Below are 18,555 nucleotides of genomic sequence, written 5' to 3' on the forward strand. Positions count from 1 at the left end.
GCTGCCCACGATCAGCGCCGTGGTCAGGGCCATCTTGACCGTGAAGCGGCCCCAGGACTCCTTCTTGTTGACGATACGATCAAACCTTCTCATGGAGGTCCCCTCCCGATAAGTCAGTGGAGGACTGCCCAAGGACCGCACGATCCTGTACATCCTGTACATCCTGTACAGGGCTGTTCTGTGTCTCACTCTTGAGCCTGAAGGTAATCTTGCAGTTGGCCAGAATGATCTGGGCTAGCTGCTCACGCATGGCAGCGTCGTTTCGGTAACTCATGGCTGAGTCCTCGCAGGGGCTGACAGGGGATTAAGGGCTGGTACGCCGGAAGCCGAGCCGGCGGCTGGCGCACCAGAAGCGGCTAGCTGCTCAACAGGCAGATACAGATCATCAGGAGCGGTTAGGACCGCTCGGGCATCCAGCACCGTGACGCCCTGCGCCTTGAGTTCGAGCACGCGCCGATTGGTGTTGGCCATGATCTGAGCAACCTGTTCGGCAGACGCCCCTTCCCGGCTGTAGCGCTGCGCCAGCGCCACAAAGTCCACCGCCACGAGCGAAGGCTGGCTGGTCTCAAGCGCCACGATCCGCTTGAAAAGAATGCCGCAGATAATGAACAGGCTAACTAGTGCCACCAGCATGAGCATTTGCAAGGTCGTCATCGAGCTTTGCTCAAGGGGAACATGGCTTGAAGGTTTGGCCGACGAACCTGTACTTTCCGGCGCTGTAGAAGGTGATTTATCTGCTACTGGTTGCTCTCTGTGAGAAGGCTGCACAGGACTATCCGCAATCGGGTGTGCTATTGACTGGCTCATGGAGTGACCTCCTCTTCAGCGGTGGCAGTGGCTGGCGTGGATACAGGCTTTGCCGCAGAGGCTTCGTCGGTAGCCTCTGGCTCCTCGGGGAGCGTGAGTGGCACCAGTCGGGGTCCCGTCTGAGGTGCGCTGTCTCTGGGGCGATTGCTGCGCAGCATGCGGGTATGGGAATCCGCAAGCTCGATGGCTTCCTCATCCACCTTGCTGGCAAGATCGCCCCGATCGCGCATGACGGCATAGATGGCGTCGGTGACGCTCAGCCCCATTGCCCGGTAGCGGTCGATCTGGCCAACGTCATTGGGATCGGTGGAGTACAGCAGTTTCTGGAACGGCCCCACGATCAACCGACCCACGCCTACACCTGACTTGCCGCGGATAAAGATCTCCGAGTACACGCCCGATACCGTGTGTACGGTCTTGAGCAGACTGAAGCCTCCCTCGGTTAGGGTTAGCCTGCCAGAGCGCTTGACTGACTCAATCGTTTCGCTGGTCTGTCCCAGCAGGAACATGAAGGCGCTGTTCTCGGCAATGGCCCGGCCTACCGGGTTCTCATACAGGTCATTGATGGACTGCGTGGCGATCAGCACCGAGCCCTGATACTTACGGAACTTGCGGTAGGCGTGCTCCATAAACTCTGAGATATCGCCCTCCTTGAGCAGGTCCCAGGCTTCATCGATAAAGACGATCTTCTTTTGATTGCGATCACCGTGATACACCGCCTGCTGGATCTGGTAGATCAGCTGGAGCAGCACAATCTGGCGCAGGTGCTTGCGGCCCTGCAGCTCATCCAGCTCAAGCACCGTGAACTGGTTGGTGAACTGCATGTTGTTCCGGCCATGGAAGTACTTGCCGTAGCTGCCGTCCTTGGTAAACACATACAGCTGGCTGCCCACATCCTTTACGCGCTGGTCATGATGGGCAAGGCAGGCCTCGGCAATGTCGTCCACCAGCATCGCAGTGCCCTTCTGTCTCCAGATGTCGCCCATGAGCCGGCGCGTCTCAGCAATCTGAAACTCCTCAAGGTTGCCCTTGGGCGAAGCCATGGCCATGACCTGCGCGACCAGGGCATCCTCGTCTTCCTCGTAGTCCACCACGATATCGAAGGGGTTTAGGCATATGTTGGAAGACTCTCCAAACTGGACGTAGGAACCCTCTAGCGTGTCGCAAAGTTTCTCGTAGGACTTGCCCGCATCGATCACCCAAGCTTGCGCACCCTCGCTCATGTAGGCGGTCAGGAGTTCGTTGGCAAAAAACGACTTGCCTGAACCGGATTCCGCCGCAATGACTCCGTTCTTGTTGGTTTCCGAATCGTGCAGGGACAGTGACATGAACTGGCCGTTGCGCGAGACCAGCCCGACATGAGGGGTGCCGGTGCCCTTCCATTCCCCAAAGAGCGGCAGGAGGACCGTGGCATGCTCGGAGGTCAGCGTCTTGTAGCGGTTCAGCTCAATAACGGCCTTATGATCTGCGCCAAAGGGCAGCGAGTTGATGAGCATGGGCATCTGGATAAACTTGTCCTGCATCATCGTGAACTTGCTTTCCGCCCAGATATCCTGAAGGGCGGTGGCCGCCGACTCCACGCGCTTTAGCGTGGGCGCAAAGATGATGACCGAGTAGTTCATGCGCAACGGGCGATTACCGGCCTGAATGGAGCTTTCGAGTACGTCAAAGCTCTCCTTTTTCTCGCCCAGTACCGGCACGATCTTGAGCAGCGGGCCAAAGGCCTGGTTCACCGTCAGGGTGCGCTTGCGGTCCAGCCTTTTCTTCTGCTTTTGCACATTGGGGTAGTACACGTTGCAGCAGATGGCGTAGTTTTCCTTGATCGACTGCCCCTGCCCGCTCAGGTCTCCGACATAGCCGATGGCGTCACCAAAAAACATGGTCTTGGGCAGGCGCTTGGCCGATAGGATCTTGGCGTAGGTATCGCCCATGCGCAGATGGGTCTTTTTCACCTCAACGTCGGTGTCATAGTCAAAGATCTGCTCATTGATGGGCGAGGTCTCATCCCATGTCTCCTCACCCAGGCGCCAGCTGGAGCGCTCGCCCCAGTTGAGCAGGGTGGTCATGGTGCGCTTGAGCAGGTCGGCGTCAAGCTTGCGCGGCGCAAAGCCGATATTGTTGAGCGAGGACTCCAGCTTTTCCGCTGCCGTAAACAGCTCCTCCAGCTCTTTCTTGCCCGGCAGGCGATCCTTGATCGGGATCTTGAGGGTAATCACCAGCTTCTGGTCATGAATGACGCCGTTGTTGAAGTAGCCCTTGCGGCCACGGGAAATCATGGGCTCACGGGTATGGTGATTAAGAAAGCTGACGCGGTTCTTGACGATCTCGCTCAGGAGCGGGTGATGGAAGTTTTCCCGCAGCTGCTCCATCGACCCCAGGGACGCCTCGATCTCCGGCGACAGGAACAGCAGAAATGAGATAATCGTGTCGTTGGGAAAGGCCTGATTGAGCATGTTGTTGATGCGGTCCTGCAGACCCTGGTCCGCCCCCGGCAGCGGACGGCACATAAAGCCAACCCCAATGGTGCCGTCGTTGTTGAAGAAGTATTCCTTTTCCTCGTCATAGGCGATCACCGGTGAGAGCTGGGAGGCCCTGACCTCGCGCGGGATAATGCCCTCGGCGTACTCTTCTCTTACGCTGATAAACTCCATTACTGATCCCCCTTGCCACTAAGCCATGCTTCGAAGTTTTTCGGGCGCCCACGCGAAACCCGGCCGTCATCGCTGATGAGGTACGGAATACCGTCCACACCGAGCAGGTTGGCGGACACTAGGGACTTGGCGTATTTCTCTTCGGGGCACTTGTTGAGCGTTTCGAGTTGCTCGATCGTGCCGTTCAGGAGGGCATCGAGCTGCTGGCGCTCATCCCTTGCGCAGGCCAGACGCTTGATCAGGCGATTGGACTCATCGCCCAGTGCGGGGACCGGCACAAACACAAAGGTGTATTCGCTGGTGTACTGGTTGGCTTCATTGGCCAGCGCATGGCAGTAGGAACACTGAGGGTCGGTAAAGAACACCACTTCCTTTGCGCCCTGGCCCATGCGTATGGAAAACAGGTCATCAACCTTGACGCCCATCTTCGAGAGCAGGATGCGCGAGGAGGATTCCTGCGCCTGAGCAATGGTGTCGATATGGCTTTGTAGCCAGGTGTCAAACACCTCACCCCTGAAAACGTACCGCCCATTGCCGCTGATGAAGTAGAGCTTGCCTTCGGACTGGAGCACCTTCATGCCATCCACCGGAAGGCTGGCCTGCCCGGTAATGGTCTTTGCTGCCTGTTCGATGGTCTGGGGGGTAATAGGCTTGGCAGCCAGGGCCGATTGGGCCAGCCCGAGGCCCACTACCAACACGAGCGCAAGGTTGAGAGTTGGACGAGACATGCAGACCTCGGGATGCTGTTTGAGAGGTCTGCAAGCGTAAACCCAAGAGGGGCCGGGCTATGGTCGTGGTTGATACCCGCGCGGGTACCAACCACGGGGTTTGGCTATAAAAAAATAAAATATTTTCAGGCGAGAGCTGCTGTGAGGGTAAATTCTGCCTTTTCTGGCAGCTGGATCAGCGATCCGAATCGTAGGTTGCAGTCCCCTCGCCTACCTCGATCCACTGCTCCTCGGGCATACCGGGTTTGCAGATCGACAGGCTGACCGTCTGGCCATCAGTCGGCTCGCTCGGAAGGATTGCGGCATGTCGAAACGGCGTGTAATCCGGCGGACGCATATAGGAGTTGGCACTTTGGTGAAACTCCCAGATGCCATGCTTGCCAGCATTGCCAACCGATTTTTCAAGCGTGTAAGTCACACCACTTTGCAGACGGACAATAAGCATTGGCGCATTCCTGAAAATGTCAGTGTACGTGCTAATTCATGCCAAGGCTCAACGGTTAATGAAATAGCAGCTCTTGTCACGGGCGGGGTTCCATGGAAGATTGATTCCTTCGCCGTATGGGCACTGCGTTACGTAACGTCCAACGAGCCCTGCCTCTTTTTCCATTGCACAAACGCGCTCAAAGGTTTCCTGGCTAAACCAGTCAAGGCTCATGTTAGATGAAAGCTCATGATTACTATGGATAATGACCAGCCCCTGATCCAATAGGAAGTTCAGATAGGCGTCTGACTGCATTGAATGGGTTATATCTTCGATTAAGTTATAGTCAGATGGCACCAGATCGCGCAGAGTAAGCCCGTTGCGCATTAGCACTTTGGTCATTTCTATGGCCAGCTGCTCGGTATCCGGGGAGTGCCCGTAATCCATGATTCGTGCCCAAAGATACATCACATCCCATTCAGACAGGTTTTCAGCTTTCACATGGGAGAGCAGAAGAAGTGCCATCTCTCCATCGTCTGTTGAGTGAACTAATGTACCTCTTTGACAGCAGATGATCTGTGGACTGGAATAGTTGAGCATGTGAGCAAGGGCTTGCAGATTTGGATGCCCAGCAATAGCTTCGGAAAATGCTCCGAAATCACCATCGCGAATATTGGGATTAGCGCCATGCTCAAGAAGCCAGTCGATTACTTCGATAGGCTTGTGTTCCCTTACCGCCCAATGCAGAGGCGTCAGGCCCCAGCTATCGGCTTCGATGTTGAGATTTACACCATGTCTTGAAAATATCTCCAGATACACGAGGGGCTGATTCGTGTTCATGGCCTTGGCAACTGGAGATATATCACCATCATCTTTCAGGTACATTGCTTTGGGGTTCTTGGCTAAAAACCTTTCGAGGCGGCCAGGTGTTATGTCCTCCCAGAATTCATCTGTCTGTATTGTGAACATGCTATCCATGTCCAGACCGTAATCCTCGAAGTAATCACATCCGGATAGGGTCATGACAGCCAGCAGAGCCAGCGCTCCAAATGTAGGCAACCGCATATATACTCGTCCCTGAATATCTTTTAATTCGCCATGCCGGCCCGTTATTAGCAGTGCAGCAGGATTTATACCCGGCGAAGAGGACGCGTCTTTTAAAGCACTCAGCTCACCCCAGCAACTCGTTTGAGCAGGTAAAAGCCTGTCTGTGCCACACCTCACATTTGAGCTGGCGCTATAGCAAAAGGCTTACATGACAGCAGGAAAAGCAGCTCTTTCTCCGGCAGCGGTAGATCACTAATCTATGCACATTGGATGGAGCGCAGGATGCGCTCAAGAAGGTCAAGGATGACTGGCCGTTGCTAGGAAGGCAGCTTAAAGGAGGCTTTGAGTACGGTCAGCAAAAGCCCGCTTCGGCGGGTTTTTTGTGTGCGCTAGAAATGGCTCTTGCTTGCATCAACGGTGCTTGCGGATAGCGATAGTTCAGGAATGCTGCATAAATAATGGGCGTCGCGCTAAATAGAGAACCTAATCCAATCAACAGCACCAGCGGATCGGAAAGACCTAAAGCGATACAAACGGCCCCGCAAAGGGTAAAAAGAGAGCCAAGCCCAAACAACATACCTGTTACCTTCACCGAGTTCCTGACGTGCTTGAGACGCCTGATACGAAGCCTACCGAGAGCATTTAGAAACACAGCTCTGACGTCCTGATATATCGACAGCGAAGCGGTAGGCTTTAGGGCGGGCAGGATGCCAATAGTGCATAAATCGCCTGAGCGAGGCGTGCCGGATCAGCCTCCTCAAATTTCCATACCTTGCCCTCTTTGCTACGCACTTCCGTTAAATAGCCCCAGCGTGGCATGCCATATTCGTCTGTGATTTCCCGAGGTCTGGAAACCCTGATCTCTCCTTCTGTACAAAGGAGCGTGTTGCCACGATCGAGGGCTGTACGGACAGTCTCGAAACTCAAGTATCTACAGTGCACAACCCGGCCATGCTCAAAGGTTGTCTCGTAGAAATAGGCCAGATCACCAAAGGCATCAAAGAGAGGCGAATGCCGAGCATCTCGCCCCGTCTTTCGGCAATGCCTTGCCAGCCTCTCAAGCGCGCTGACAGCGCCATGCACCGCTGCACTGCATGCTTTATCAGCATCGCTCCCAGCCGCTGGGCAAGCATGAATCGAAAGTAGGAGCCTGTGCTGTGCACAGGCTATTGCGGCTGCCAGCAAGAGCTCGAAATACCCTTTCCCGTTGGCTTGAGTTATCACCTGAAACCTCCCAATCGGATCTCCTAGAGTTAAATAAAAGGAATGTCTTCCAGGACGCCCTCCAAAGCTTCCCGCGCCTCTGCAATTGCTTTCAGGGATGCGTACTCAAGCTCATCGAGCGAGACGCCATTGAGCCCTGCTGCATACAGGAGTACTTCGGCATCCGAGGCCGACATTCCTTCAGCAACCCGATGCACCTCACAGGCCACCTCGTACTCCCACTGCTCCGCAATATGAGAGGTACCGGCTCGCTTTTCGATGGTGTGATACAGGTCGAACGCATCAATATAGCGGCCCGCCACAAAGACTGGCACCTGCCCCGCCAGTACCCGCAGCCGTATCGAATCCAGCCCACGAAGACGCCCCAGAAAGAAGGCGCTCCAGGTCTGAAGGTTCAAGTGGTACTGGGCCAGCCAGATCTGATCAGAAAGGTGTAACGCAGTAGTGGTTTGCATGGACGTGTCCTCGGTTGACAAGGGGTGTACTACCAACGTCTCACGGGTTTTCAGGGATGCAAGTGTAAGTGGTCAAAAAGAGCCACAAACAAAAAGCGGTAGCTCCAGGGCTACCGCTTAAAGGAGAGGGCGTTAAAGGGAGGGTTAGAACAGGCTCAGTCCGTTGGAGATGAACTGCATGGTGGCCGGCATGGCCGCGATGTGCGAGAGGGTGGAGCCCATGATCGATTCCACGACCGTAGGCGCGTTGTACAGGCCCATGCCCATGGCAAGGCCCACGGCAAAGGTCATCAGCGACTGGCGAACAACGCCAACGCACGCACCGACCAGAATGATACCGATGGCAATGATCCGGCCCAGCGTTCCCTGCGTCCAGTCCACCAGCGTTTGCCACACATCCTCAAACTCGGCACCGCCTGTACCGGCCATGGCCGCTTCCGGTACAACCATCATTGCGCCCATCGCACCCATTACGCCCAGTGTGGCCAGACCACGAGGGGTAACGGTGCGGCGTACCTGATTGGCCTTGGCTTTCAATGCGCCTACTACATCAACCAGCTGGAAGTTCTTGGTCATTGCAATCGCTCCGTACGTTTAGTTTCGTTCGAGATCCCCGGTTTTTGTTCGGTACCGTGACTGCTGGTACTGTTGGTACTGCTGGTGTTGCTCCCACTGCTTACTGGCATGAGTGCCTTGAGCCTCGGGGCGGCTATCTGCGCCTCTTCGCCAATAACCCATCTACGCGGCTGAATCTCCGTGTAGATATATCCACTCACCACCAGATCACCGGTGTCGTCTTCCCAGGGTGCGAGCCAGACCCGCATGACCTGTGCGGGGGTTCGTACCGGGACCGGCTGATCCGGAAGCCGTGGCGAGACAAAGGTGCTCACCACGTCCTGCGGGTTCTCGCTGCGGCCGGAGAGTTTTTGCTCCCGGCTTTCTGCGTGCCCCTCATGTTTGCCTTCCCTGCCCTCCCCTGACGGGTCCATGGGCAAGGGCACATTTCCATCATCGGTGGCGCTGTAGATATCGCGACTCGACTTGCACAATGCATCGCCCGGCATACCCGGACAGCTGTAGTCGTTCTCGCCTACCTGCATCCATGAGCAACCGCTCAGGACCGCCGTCATCACCGCAACTGGAACGAATGCTAACTTGATCATCTCGGTACCTATCCTCGTGGTTGGTACCCGCGCGGGCACCTAAATGAAGATTTATTTTGCGCAAGGCTCTTTTCAGGCCGGTTCCCGATAAACGGTACTAGCGACGCTCACGTGGGTTACGCTTCTTGACTTGCGAGAACTTGAGTTCCGCTCCTTTGCTCAGCACCAGCTCGATCTGGCGACCGGCATCCACCTCGATGACCGGAAAGATGTTTTCCGCCATGTCGATGTAGAACTGGGCAATGCGCTCAAGCGCACTCGACGCGCCACTGGCAGCCGCGCCCTGCGCCATGTCAGGAGAGTAGTTCTGCTGGTACTGCTTGGTCTTGCCGACATTACCGGTCTGAAGCACCGGAATGGGACTGACGTTAAAGGCTTCGGCCGCACCAGAGGCCACACCGGCGAGCAGCGAGCGCGCCACAATGGCGCCCTGCTTGGAGACCAGACGGCCACGGATACCCGCTTTGCCATCCTCGCCGACTGCATAGGCATCCAGCGCAGCCTCTACCACCTGGCCATCGTTGCGTACGCAGGAGATCCGCTCGCCGCGAAGGTAGGCGCGCTCGGAAGACAGGTCGCCAAAGCCGCTGATAATGGCGTGACAGTCCCGGATGTCGGCCTTGAACCGGTTGGGCAGGATGGCGTCGTACTGCACCCGCACCATGGCCGGGAAGGGATCGCGCCGTGCGCCCTGTGACGTCGGGGCGTCCATGCCGTTGATCAGCGCGACCGTCACGATCGACGCAGGCGGCAGATATACCGATTCCTCATCAGCTGCCTTGGGCTTTGCCGTTTCGTCCTCCTTTTCCTGATAGGTCCGGATCTGCATGGGTGCAGGTGCCTTCTGGCGCTCGCCTCGCCCTGCCGTGCGAATCTCCGGCACCTGCCCATCCGGTCCAGTGGCTACCGCCGGACTGTGGCTAAAGGCTTCACGGACAGGATTAGGGTCAGCCTTGCTGCGTTCAGGCACATAACGCTCGCGTGAGGTCGTCTTGCGCCCCTCCTGCGCGGCTGTATCGCCCGGAGCCTGCGCAAAGTAGTTTGGGGCTGCTCCACCAACGCCACTGCTGCGGATCTCGTCCACCTGTGACTGAAGACCCCCTACCGCTGCCTTGATCTTTTCATCGATCAGGCCCGGACGGTTGCTGGCTTCCATCTCGCGCGAGAGCACATCGAGCTTGCGCGACAGGTCATCCTTGTCCTTGTCAAACTTCTGCAGCTGCGCCACCAGCGAGTCGAGGGTGATGTCCTTGAGGTTCTGGTCGGTAAGCCCCGTGGTGACAGGCTTGTCCGGCACGGTGTTCTTGGGGGTGCGCTCGCCTTCCCCGGCAAAGATGGAAATGACGCCGCACATGGCCAGAATGCCCCCGCCCACCATGATCCAGCGTCTGTGTCGGGGATTGAAGTTCTCCCAGCGCGTCCGGGCTGTATCTATCATGCTCATGCTACTGACCTCCCGAGAGCAGTGACGGGCGTGGCGTGGTGCGGGCACGCTCGGGTGTGTTGCGCATGATCACGAACACTTCGGTGCGTTCCTGCGGGGTAAGGATGTTGCGTGGATAGGCCGCTACGGCCGCCACATCCCAGTTGCCACAGGCCGCTTCCTTGAACTCGACCGGCTGTGACGAGGTGTTCTTGGCTACCCCGATAAAGACCTTGAGGTTATGCCCGAGCATCTGCTGGCCACGGGAGAAGTCGAAGGCCAGTCCATTCTGTACGCAGCGCGGCAGGTCATAGGTGTTGCTCCCCACCGGCTTCATGGAATAACCACTAGGCGTCTGCCCCAGGGCCAGGTCGCGCATGACGTCCTTGATCGTGGCGACATAGGGCTGGCTGGTCTCCCACTTCTCGGCCTCTTCGCTGGCCTGCGGCAGGCGCATGCCGGAAAGCCCCTGCTCATCCAGCTCAAAGGAGACCTCACGCGCCGGGATGGTTTGCGGAATCAACGTAATGGACAGGGCAACACCGGGATTGCCCTTGTCGTTGATAAACAGGGTCACCGGTGCTTCATCCGAGGAGGCCACGTAGACGATATTGTTAAGAATCTCGGTCGTGGCACCGGAGGTGGTCTTGACCTCGGGTTTGCTAAAAGGCGTCACTATCCGGTTGAGCTGATAGCGGGCGATGGGCACCAGCACGTTTTCACCGGACTTGAGCCGGATATGCGAGGCATGGTTCAGCTCCATGCTGGCGGGATTGGTAGGGGTCTGGCCGCTACGCGCCTGCGACAGCGTGATGGGCCGCGGTACGCCTTCGGTCATCACGCTGCGACTGACTGAGGGAATCTCGGGGGTTGTGCTGCGGACCGAGGACGGATGCACCGGCGCCTGAACGGAAATGGCCGGGCCGCCCCCCTCGGCATGGTTGGCGGGGATAACCGGAATATCGATACCGGCTGCCTGCGTCTGCTGCATGCTGCCCAGGGCAAGGGCCAGCGCTGTCATGAAAGGGATAGGTTTCACAGGTGGCTCCTCTATTTAGCGGCTTTGCTGGCGCGCTCAGCCGCACGCTCGGCGGCCTTGCTCTGCTTTTCCAGCACATCAAGCGTGTGGGGACGGTCGGCGTAGGTCGTCATGAACGTGACGACAGGCATATAGCTGTCGATCTTGATCCTGAACTCATAGGTACGTCGGTCACGACGGGTCTCGCCGTTGGGGCTGATGACCGAGCTGTTGCCAAACACAAAGACCTTGCCGGAGGCGCGCTCGAACACCACGTTGCGTGGCTCGAAGGTCATGCTGATGCGGTCCTTTCTGATGATCTCGGCCTGAGACTGGATCGCTTCCATGGCCTCCTGAAAGATCCGGGGCGACAGGAGCGGCTCCAGACGCTCACGCACAAACTGCACATTACCCGGTGTGATGTTGCCCATCAGCAGCGAGAGAAACATGCCCCACGCCTCGTGATAGGACTGTCCGGCCTCGTCAGCGGTAACAAAGGCCTCCTGCTTGAGGGTGTAGGGCTGAAGGATCACGACCGGCTTCTTGAACAGGAGCATGCCCAGCGTGAGCGCCAGGCACACAACCAGACCCACAACGGCGTAGCGGGAGTACTTGTTTTCCAGCAGCGCCCAGTTCCACTTGTTCAGCATGTTTCCCATTTTCACGGCAGGACCCTCCGGGCAAACGGGTTGAGCAGGGTCTTTGACGTCGACGGGATTGCGCCTATCCAGTAGGCAATATGGATGAGGTAGCCATCGGCATGACCGTCCTTGTACTTCTGGTAGAGAAACGTCACGGCGTAGCCGATCAGGCCGCACAGGAGCGCCTTGCCGATGGCCATGCCAAAGAGCAGGCCAACGCCCAGAGGCACCAGCTCATCAAGACTCCAGATCAGAACATGCAGCGGATCGTCACAGCGCGTAGGGATGTTTATGGCTTTCACAGTAGAGCCCTCAGTCTGTTACCAGGTCAGGGCTTATTGTGAAGTAAGAGGTAGACGGGCTATGGTCGTGGTTGATACCCGCGCGGGTATCAACCACGAGGTTTGGGTATAAATAATTCTAAAATTTTTAGGCGCGGCTCTGAAAAAATACTCTTTCACGTATTGGAGGATGATGCTCGTACATCTTCAAATCTGCTTTTGCAGGTTGCCGACAAACACACCCATCATCACACAGACAAACATCATCACGATTGGCAGGATCGCCGGGTTGATGGCAATGGGGCTGATAAAGGCAATCAGCACCGCCTGCGCGGCAACCGAGGCACTGAGCATGCCGTAGCGGTTCCACACCGGAGAGGCGTAATCGTAGTTGGTCTGCTTGACCCTGCGCCGCATGAGTCCATCCCAGATGGCCGGGATCAGCAGCAGCGCCATATAAGGTAGCCATATCGACAACAGCGCCAGCCGCGCGCAGATCTGGTAGACCATGTGCATCAGCGCATCGAGCCGATCTTCCATCCACGAGAAGAGAAAATCGCCCATGCGTTCCATGCCCTGACTGCGAGCGGCTTCCTCGGCACTGGGTATCATCAGGCGATGCAGCGCCGGATAGACGCCGGTTTCAAACACGGCGCCCTTGTACCAGTTCATGGCCTTGGTGTTGACGTAGGCCTGCGATTCCTCGCCCAGGTGGCTACGCACCATGGCCGACTCCTCCCGAATCACCCGTTCGGTCCAGTCGCCCGGAATAAAGACCGTAACCAGCAACAGCTCAATAGCGACGAGGAAGAGTGTCAGCCACAATGGCGTCTTCATATTTGGTACCCGTCAGTATGTCGAGATAGCGATCATGCAGGAGGCTGATCAGCAGACGCCGTGCCTCGGTGATTTCAGCTTGCGTAAGCGGCGTGGCAGTCAGCGGGTCATCGGCATTAAGCACTTCACAGGCAGTCCTGTCAGAAAGCAGGTTCCACGAATGACCGGACCTGTCCGAAAGGGTCACGCCCAGGAGTTTTACGGTAGTGGATATGATCGTATTGACGATGACTGCGAGCCGATAATAATTATTAAGTTTGCCATCGCCGTTTACATTGAGTACGGCGGCGGTATATTCGGTCATGGTTTTGTCTACAACCGACCAGATAACCGGACGGTTCTGGTGCAGGATTCCCTCGCCAATATGGTTATAGACATTTTCCATGTAGGCGTTGATGCGTGCCCAGTCAATATCAAGTATTTCCCAGTAATGAATATGCTTATTCAGTGAAGTAATGGCCCTGAATCTTCGATTGAATCCCAGTGGCTTGATTATAAGATTTACTTCCGGGTTTAAGGTGTAGTAGTTGGAATTATTCATAGGTCCGTCCGGGGCTGCCACTCATATGAGATCGGGATACTTCCCTTGATAACGATTTGGCTTGTTTAATAGAGAATAGGAAGAGCATTAGCCACGATGGGTTCTTCATATCGCGTATCCGTCAGGATTCCGCGATAGCGCTCATGCAGAAGGTTTAACAGCCGGCGCCTGGCCTCAGTTATCTGGCTGGCAGACAAGGGCGTGGCAGAGAGCCTCTGGTCGGGCTCAAGAACTTCACAGGCGGTTTTTTCAGAGAAAAGATTCCATGCGTTTCCTGATGTATCACTTATGGTGACATCAAGAAGTTTGACCGTACTGGATATAATGTTATTGATAATAGTTGCGAATCGGTAGAAGTCATTCAACTTGCCATCGCCATTGACGTTCTGAACAGCAGCGGCATATTCAGCCATGGCCTTGTCAACCACAGACCAGATTATCGGGCGGTTCTGGTGCAGGATACCTTCCCCAATAGTGTGATAGATATCTTCCATATAGTCTTTTGCACAAGGCCAGTCTATTTCCAGAATATTCCAGTAATGGTGGTGTTTTTCAAGCGAGCGTATTGCCCTGAATCTGCGGTTGAATCCATGCTGCTGAACGATCAGGTTTACTTCAGGATTTAAAGTGTAGTAACTGAAATTATTCATGTCTTTGTCCAGGGCTCAACTAATGTAGAATCGGGATTCTTCCCTTGATTACTTTTCCGCCAGATAACTTCGCAAAATATTCCAGATTCGGTAGCATGGTTAAAAGTTGGTAATCAAGCAGAGGCACCAACTCCTCCATAAGTCGCTCACCCTGTCCACCGCCATGAAGTAACGGGTCCTCTCCCCCGGAATTCATGTTTTGAGACCGTACTACATATTTGATACGGGTTTCGGGGATATCCTTTACAAACTGTTCCTGTGTTTCAGCATCTTTTAAGCGCAGGGCAATGGTATTGTTAACATTGCCCAGTACTTGTTGCGCCTTGTGCTCACTGCCAAGTCGCGCACAGAAATCCGCATAAGTTTGGGTAGCCACATATAATGTCAATTTGGCTCCCCGGCCCTTGTTCAACAGCATGATAAAGGGCTCATTGATAACTTCGGCCGCCTCATCGACAAACACATTTACTGGACGGTTATCCACCCCAAAGTTATAGCGATCACCGGCAACAGCGGTCAGGTCCGAAAGTAGAATAGAACCAATGGCTGACGCAACCATGTTATCAGTAAGAGAATCCAGCCCAATATAGGTAATTGCGCCCTCATTTATTAATAAGGCGCTATCGGTTATAGGCCTGTCATCGGTAGGGTCTTCAGGGTCAGGCGAAAGAAGTGGGCCAAGATCGCCCGAGGTCAGCATGTTCAGGACGGGCAGGAGCGTTGCGACCATCTTGGAGAAGTGCGCGCTGTCATGCTCAAACATGTTGAGCAGCCCTTCCAGTTCTGAACTGGCCCGCACCGGTTGAATGACCTGCTTATAAAACGCACTGGCCATCAGTGCCTTTTTGCGGATTGGCAGGGGCTCCAGCCATTTATCAAACAGGGCCACCATCATGGACTCCCAGTCCTCACCCAGTGCCTGCCGGGCATAGGCCGAGACGGTACTGATCACAAGGCTGTCCACGCCGCCTTCAAGGTAGCGACGCAGCAGCTTGAGTGTGGGCCGCTTGTCGATGATGTACAGCCCCTGACAGACGTTGTTAAGCGCCTGCCAGCCAAAGCTCTTGAACGGGTCCGAGCCGGTTTCCGAAGGAATCAGGGCGGCGATGCGCGAGGCAATCTCGGTCACGCGGGTAAAGTTCTGCAGTGGGTTGATGCGCATGCATTCATCCGGAAAGGCCGGGTGAAAGCTGTAGAAAGGCCGTCCCACAAACGCCGCTGCGCGACGGGCATTCTCGCGCATCTCCTTGTCACCCTTCGGGTCAATGATCAGCACGGCCTCACCGCGCAGCGCTTTCTGGCTGATAAGGAGGTCAAACAGGCGGGTCTTGCCCGCGCCGGTCGTGCCCTCGATCAGCACATGCCCTTCGGTGTGAGCAATCGGCTGCGTGATCTGGATTTCACGCGGCTCAAGCCCATGAATCCATGGCGCACCCATCTGCATCTCATCCCTGCCCTCAATACCCTTGCTGGCGCGGGGATTGACGATCTCGGACAGGTTGCGCTTGAGGATCTCGTATACCAGCTGGCAGTGTCGGTTCTCCCAGTAAAAGCCCTTGCCCAGCCATAACTGATCAGGATTTTTTCGGATGGCCTTGTTCAGCTGCTCAAGGGTGATGAATTCGAGTTTCTTGCCCTGCAGGTTGCGCTTGACGTAGTGCAGGCGGATCGCCGCGGGCAGACGGCTGATGGCCATGATCGAGCAGATGCCACTCATCCAGTACACCGGCTCGGGTGGCATGTCGGTGACCTGATTGACCAGGTAGGCGACCGAAGACGCGGCGACCCAGCCCATGCAGGCCATGAATTCATAATTGGGCCGAAAGGGCATCTCATAACGATCATTCATGGCTGCCCTCCCGCTCAGGCGCCTTGGGTCTCACGTAAATGAAGTACCTGTCGACTTCCAGGTCATAGCGGGCCGTTTTTTTCCTGATGATGTAGCGCAGCGCCTTTTCCAGATCCTTGCGTCTGATGTTGGGGTAGTCGGCGCTGACCATATCCAGGCACGCTATACCGGCAGCAATCCCCTTTTTCGTCTTGCGAAGGGTGTCGGGTAGCCAGCGACCATAACCTCTCATGATCATCTCGAAGAGTTCCCCAAGGCATTGTTCTGGTGTCGCGCTGGCAACAAACTGGACATCCAGCTCTACATGCTCATGCTCATCGCATGCCTGCTCTACCTCGGACTCCGCCAGTTCATGCATGGGGTCGATCACGATCTGGACCGGCTCTGGCGCAAGCGGGGTATTAAGCGCCTCGACCGTATGCAGGTACTTGATGGGCACAGGTCTCGGCTGCTCCAGGACAATGGGGATCGGTCGCTCTGAATTTTCAGCTACTGCTGTGCTGGCGGCGCTAATGTCTACAAACCGGTCCAGTCGCAGATCCGGTACTTTCATAGTGAGCGGCTTGAAACCGTCTACCGAGCCGGGCAGTCGCGAATCGCTGTGTCTGATCTCCTCGGCCTTTGATCGCCGGTGCCGGGGCTTGCGTTGGGGAGGCGTTATGAGGGCGTGTTGGCCAGTGCTTTTTCTATCAGCCTGCCCTGACATAACCTGCTCGGTCGGACCGACATTAACCGGTAGCCTTGCCTGATCCACCGGCGCACCAAAAGGCAGGTCCATGACTTCAAAGCAGGCGTCGTCCTGATGCACCACGGGCACGACAGGCTTTAGTTCATCATCTACAAGGTCCAGCAGGCCTGGCATGGCTGGACGAGCGTCGTCAGGTACGGCGGCCTCTGTCTGCTGAGCCTTGGTTTTCGCCTTGCTGGATGTCTTGCTGCTGCGCTTGGGCTTGCGGCCGGTATCAGGTTCGAGCAGCTGGAAACCATGCATTTGCTCGACGTCCCGCTCCTGCGCCTCAATGGCTTCCACTTCCTGCTCGTAGGCGTCCAGTGGAGGCCCGGCCAGTGTTCCAAAAAAATCTGCGCCCAGGTCCATGCCAATAGCGCTTTCCGCTACGGACTCAGATTCAGTAGCCTCAGGCATAAAGGCATTATCGTCACCTGTCCCTGCTCCAGCGTTCCCCACTTTTGGCTGCGGTCCTCCTGTGACATGTTCAAGCAGCGCATCAAACTCACTGGTCGCATTGGAAGATACCGCTGATACGTCTTCCTGCGTAGATGATGTCTCTGTCTCTAACGGGCCAGTGGCAGCCGCTTCCTCGCCTGTCTTTGCCTTTTTCTTGCGTCGGGCCGCGCCCTTGTCAGACACTCCTGCCGTCTCAAGTGATACGGATTCAGCGGCGTCATCCCTTTCTGTTGCTACAGCCGCTTGAGTAATGACCTGCTCCTTTTCAGGCGCATCGGTCAGGACACCCTCTATCGGAGCCGGTAGGCCCATGGGGAAAAAGAGGCCGGTCTCCTGAATCTTGAGCAGCGCCAGTACCGGCCCCTCCCCATTGCCGAACAGGGGCTTGATGGCCCAGTAGCGGTAGGTGATGACGGGTTCGCCAGGGCGGGTTGGCTCGATCTCACGTGCAGTTGCGACCCCACATTGAATCAGCATGTCTGCCTGAATAGCGATGTCCTTGGGAATGGCCTGAATACCGTCCTCGTTCAGGCGGTCCACCACATCACGTGACGCCGCCTTCCAGTTGATGAACAGGCCTTCCCTGAACACATACACCATTGCGCCGGGTTCATTGATCTTCCAGCGCCCGGACTTGATCATCCGGCGAGTCCCCTCCACCAGGTAGCGCTCAACCGAGGGCATAAAGGCCTGAGAGCCATCCCCACCGCCGTTGAGCTTCAAGTCCAATGTGACACTGGCCTGATCTGCCTTGAGGACCACGTGGGCAATCTTGGACTGCACGGCGTAGCCACCAATGGCTTCGTCGATCTGGTCCAGCATCTCCATGGTGTTATCCGGCGTCAGAAAGGTCCGCGTCTGCTTGGGAATCAGAAGACGCGCAATTCCCGGTCCATGAAAGGCATGCCGGTTATGCAGCCGATCCTCGCGCCACGACACAAAGTAGCGCTGGACCTTGTTGTCCCGCGCCCAGGGCACCAACCGGTAACCGTACTCCTGAAGGGCAAAGTTCCAGAGCAGGCCCGTGTCGCTGGTGATCTTCATGTCACAGACCGGCTTGCCGACGTCATGCAGCAGACCCGCAAGGGCAGTTGCCACACGCCAGACCTTTTCCCGGTTACGCCGCTCACGAGGCGTGGCGTCCGCGTCATAGATGACCGCCCCGCTCATGCGCGCTGCATGAAAGGCCACTTCAAGGCCGTGGCGCAACAGGCCGCCGCGCCCCTTGTGGTGGTGATCCTGCGAGGCCGGCAGCAGATGCACAAACTCGGCATAGCGCACCAGGACCGGATCGATAACCGTCCTGAACTCCTGCTCGGAGAGCCCCAGCGACTGCTTGAGGCGCGCTATCTGGGTGCGATGCCCCGCCAGCAGCCTGCGCGGCTCGATGATCTCGCAGCCTTCGGGGAAGGGTGGATAGCGCGTACCGGGATCGGCCTCAAAATCGGGCAGATAGATGTTCTCGACAAAATACAGCGGGGCACTGGAGCCATCGGCTGGATTTCTCTTCTGCCTTCCTAAAAGACCACGCAAAAAACTGAACATGACGCGCTGCGACTCCAGTCAATCGATCCTGAAAGCTATCGTCGCAGATTTTTTTGCTACCAAACCTCGTGGTTGATACCCGCGC

General features: G+C 56.4%; 19 protein-coding genes. All 19 read right to left on the reverse strand.

Going from position 1 to position 18,555, the window contains the following annotated elements:
- Positions 1–79: 79 nt before the first annotated feature.
- The 19 genes from B3729_RS13220 to mobH all read right to left on the reverse strand — a co-directional run bounded on the left by B3729_RS13220 (position 80) and on the right by mobH (position 18,470).
- Positions 80–274 carry a hypothetical protein gene (locus tag B3729_RS13220; protein WP_286788115.1) on the reverse strand — a complete coding sequence of 65 codons (195 nt, stop codon included), beginning with the start codon at positions 272–274 and terminating at the stop codon, positions 80–82.
- The gene (locus tag B3729_RS13225; RefSeq protein WP_286788116.1) at positions 271–807 is read right to left on the reverse strand and encodes a hypothetical protein; all 537 of its coding nucleotides are present in this window, start codon (positions 805–807) and stop codon (positions 271–273) included. The genes B3729_RS13220 and B3729_RS13225 overlap by 4 nt, the downstream gene beginning before the upstream one ends.
- The gene (traC, locus tag B3729_RS13230) at positions 804–3,458 is read right to left on the reverse strand and encodes a type IV secretion system protein TraC (RefSeq protein WP_010799369.1); all 2,655 of its coding nucleotides are present in this window, start codon (positions 3,456–3,458) and stop codon (positions 804–806) included. The genes B3729_RS13225 and traC overlap by 4 nt, the downstream gene beginning before the upstream one ends.
- On the reverse strand, positions 3,458–4,186 hold the full coding sequence (locus B3729_RS13235) for a thioredoxin fold domain-containing protein (protein ID WP_181123752.1): 729 nt from the start codon (positions 4,184–4,186) through the stop codon (positions 3,458–3,460). The genes traC and B3729_RS13235 overlap by 1 nt, the downstream gene beginning before the upstream one ends.
- Positions 4,187–4,361: 175 nt before the next feature.
- Positions 4,362–4,631 carry a hypothetical protein gene (locus tag B3729_RS13240; RefSeq protein ID WP_181123750.1) on the reverse strand — a complete coding sequence of 90 codons (270 nt, stop codon included), beginning with the start codon at positions 4,629–4,631 and terminating at the stop codon, positions 4,362–4,364.
- Between the two features lie 48 nt (positions 4,632–4,679).
- Positions 4,680–5,675 carry an ankyrin repeat domain-containing protein gene (locus B3729_RS13245; protein ID WP_181123749.1) on the reverse strand — a complete coding sequence of 332 codons (996 nt, stop codon included), beginning with the start codon at positions 5,673–5,675 and terminating at the stop codon, positions 4,680–4,682.
- Between the two features lie 334 nt (positions 5,676–6,009).
- On the reverse strand, positions 6,010–6,234 hold the full coding sequence (locus tag B3729_RS13250; protein ID WP_181123747.1) for a hypothetical protein: 225 nt from the start codon (positions 6,232–6,234) through the stop codon (positions 6,010–6,012).
- A gap of 676 nt (positions 6,235–6,910) precedes the next feature.
- Positions 6,911–7,336 carry a hypothetical protein gene (locus B3729_RS13255; protein WP_181123745.1) on the reverse strand — a complete coding sequence of 142 codons (426 nt, stop codon included), beginning with the start codon at positions 7,334–7,336 and terminating at the stop codon, positions 6,911–6,913.
- A gap of 144 nt (positions 7,337–7,480) precedes the next feature.
- Positions 7,481–7,912, reverse strand: a complete 432-nt coding sequence (gene traA, locus B3729_RS13260) for a TraA family conjugative transfer protein (protein WP_219855029.1) — start codon at positions 7,910–7,912, stop codon at positions 7,481–7,483.
- Positions 7,909–8,499: a type IV conjugative transfer system lipoprotein TraV gene (gene traV, locus B3729_RS13265; RefSeq protein ID WP_181123743.1), complete on the reverse strand. Its 591-nt coding sequence runs from the start codon at positions 8,497–8,499 to the stop codon at positions 7,909–7,911. Before traV ends, traA begins: the two co-directional genes overlap by 4 nt.
- A 97-nt stretch (positions 8,500–8,596) precedes the next feature.
- On the reverse strand, positions 8,597–9,943 hold the full coding sequence (locus B3729_RS13270; protein ID WP_219855028.1) for a TrbI/VirB10 family protein: 1,347 nt from the start codon (positions 9,941–9,943) through the stop codon (positions 8,597–8,599).
- A 1-nt stretch (position 9,944) separates the two neighbouring features.
- Positions 9,945–10,961 carry a TraK domain-containing protein gene (locus tag B3729_RS13275; RefSeq protein WP_181123741.1) on the reverse strand — a complete coding sequence of 339 codons (1,017 nt, stop codon included), beginning with the start codon at positions 10,959–10,961 and terminating at the stop codon, positions 9,945–9,947.
- Positions 10,962–10,972: 11 nt separating this feature from the next.
- The gene (locus B3729_RS13280; RefSeq protein ID WP_244966039.1) at positions 10,973–11,599 is read right to left on the reverse strand and encodes a type IV conjugative transfer system protein TraE; all 627 of its coding nucleotides are present in this window, start codon (positions 11,597–11,599) and stop codon (positions 10,973–10,975) included.
- Between the two features lie 2 nt (positions 11,600–11,601).
- Positions 11,602–11,883 carry a type IV conjugative transfer system protein TraL gene (traL, locus tag B3729_RS13285; RefSeq protein WP_181123738.1) on the reverse strand — a complete coding sequence of 94 codons (282 nt, stop codon included), beginning with the start codon at positions 11,881–11,883 and terminating at the stop codon, positions 11,602–11,604.
- 186 nt (positions 11,884–12,069) lie between these two features.
- Positions 12,070–12,699, reverse strand: a complete 630-nt coding sequence (locus B3729_RS13290; RefSeq protein ID WP_181123736.1) for a DUF4400 domain-containing protein — start codon at positions 12,697–12,699, stop codon at positions 12,070–12,072.
- A complete protein-coding gene (locus B3729_RS13295; protein ID WP_010799356.1) occupies positions 12,656–13,240 on the reverse strand; it encodes a hypothetical protein in 585 nt (194 codons plus the stop codon). Before B3729_RS13295 ends, B3729_RS13290 begins: the two co-directional genes overlap by 44 nt.
- Positions 13,241–13,305: 65 nt before the next feature.
- Positions 13,306–13,890, reverse strand: coding sequence for a hypothetical protein (locus B3729_RS13300; protein WP_019365470.1), 585 nt, complete (start codon positions 13,888–13,890; stop codon positions 13,306–13,308).
- 19 nt (positions 13,891–13,909) lie between these two features.
- Positions 13,910–15,739, reverse strand: coding sequence for a conjugative transfer system coupling protein TraD (traD, locus tag B3729_RS13305; protein WP_286788117.1), 1,830 nt, complete (start codon positions 15,737–15,739; stop codon positions 13,910–13,912).
- Positions 15,732–18,470 (reverse strand): MobH family relaxase, encoded by a 2,739-nt coding sequence (gene mobH / locus B3729_RS13310; protein WP_286788118.1) that lies wholly within the window; start codon positions 18,468–18,470, stop codon positions 15,732–15,734. The genes traD and mobH overlap by 8 nt, the downstream gene beginning before the upstream one ends.
- Between the last annotated feature and the right edge of the window lie 85 nt (positions 18,471–18,555).

It is taken from the genome of Pseudomonas sp. UBA3149, from assembly GCF_002364655.1.
GTDB classification, from domain to species: domain Bacteria; phylum Pseudomonadota; class Gammaproteobacteria; order Pseudomonadales; family Pseudomonadaceae; genus Chryseomonas; species Chryseomonas luteola.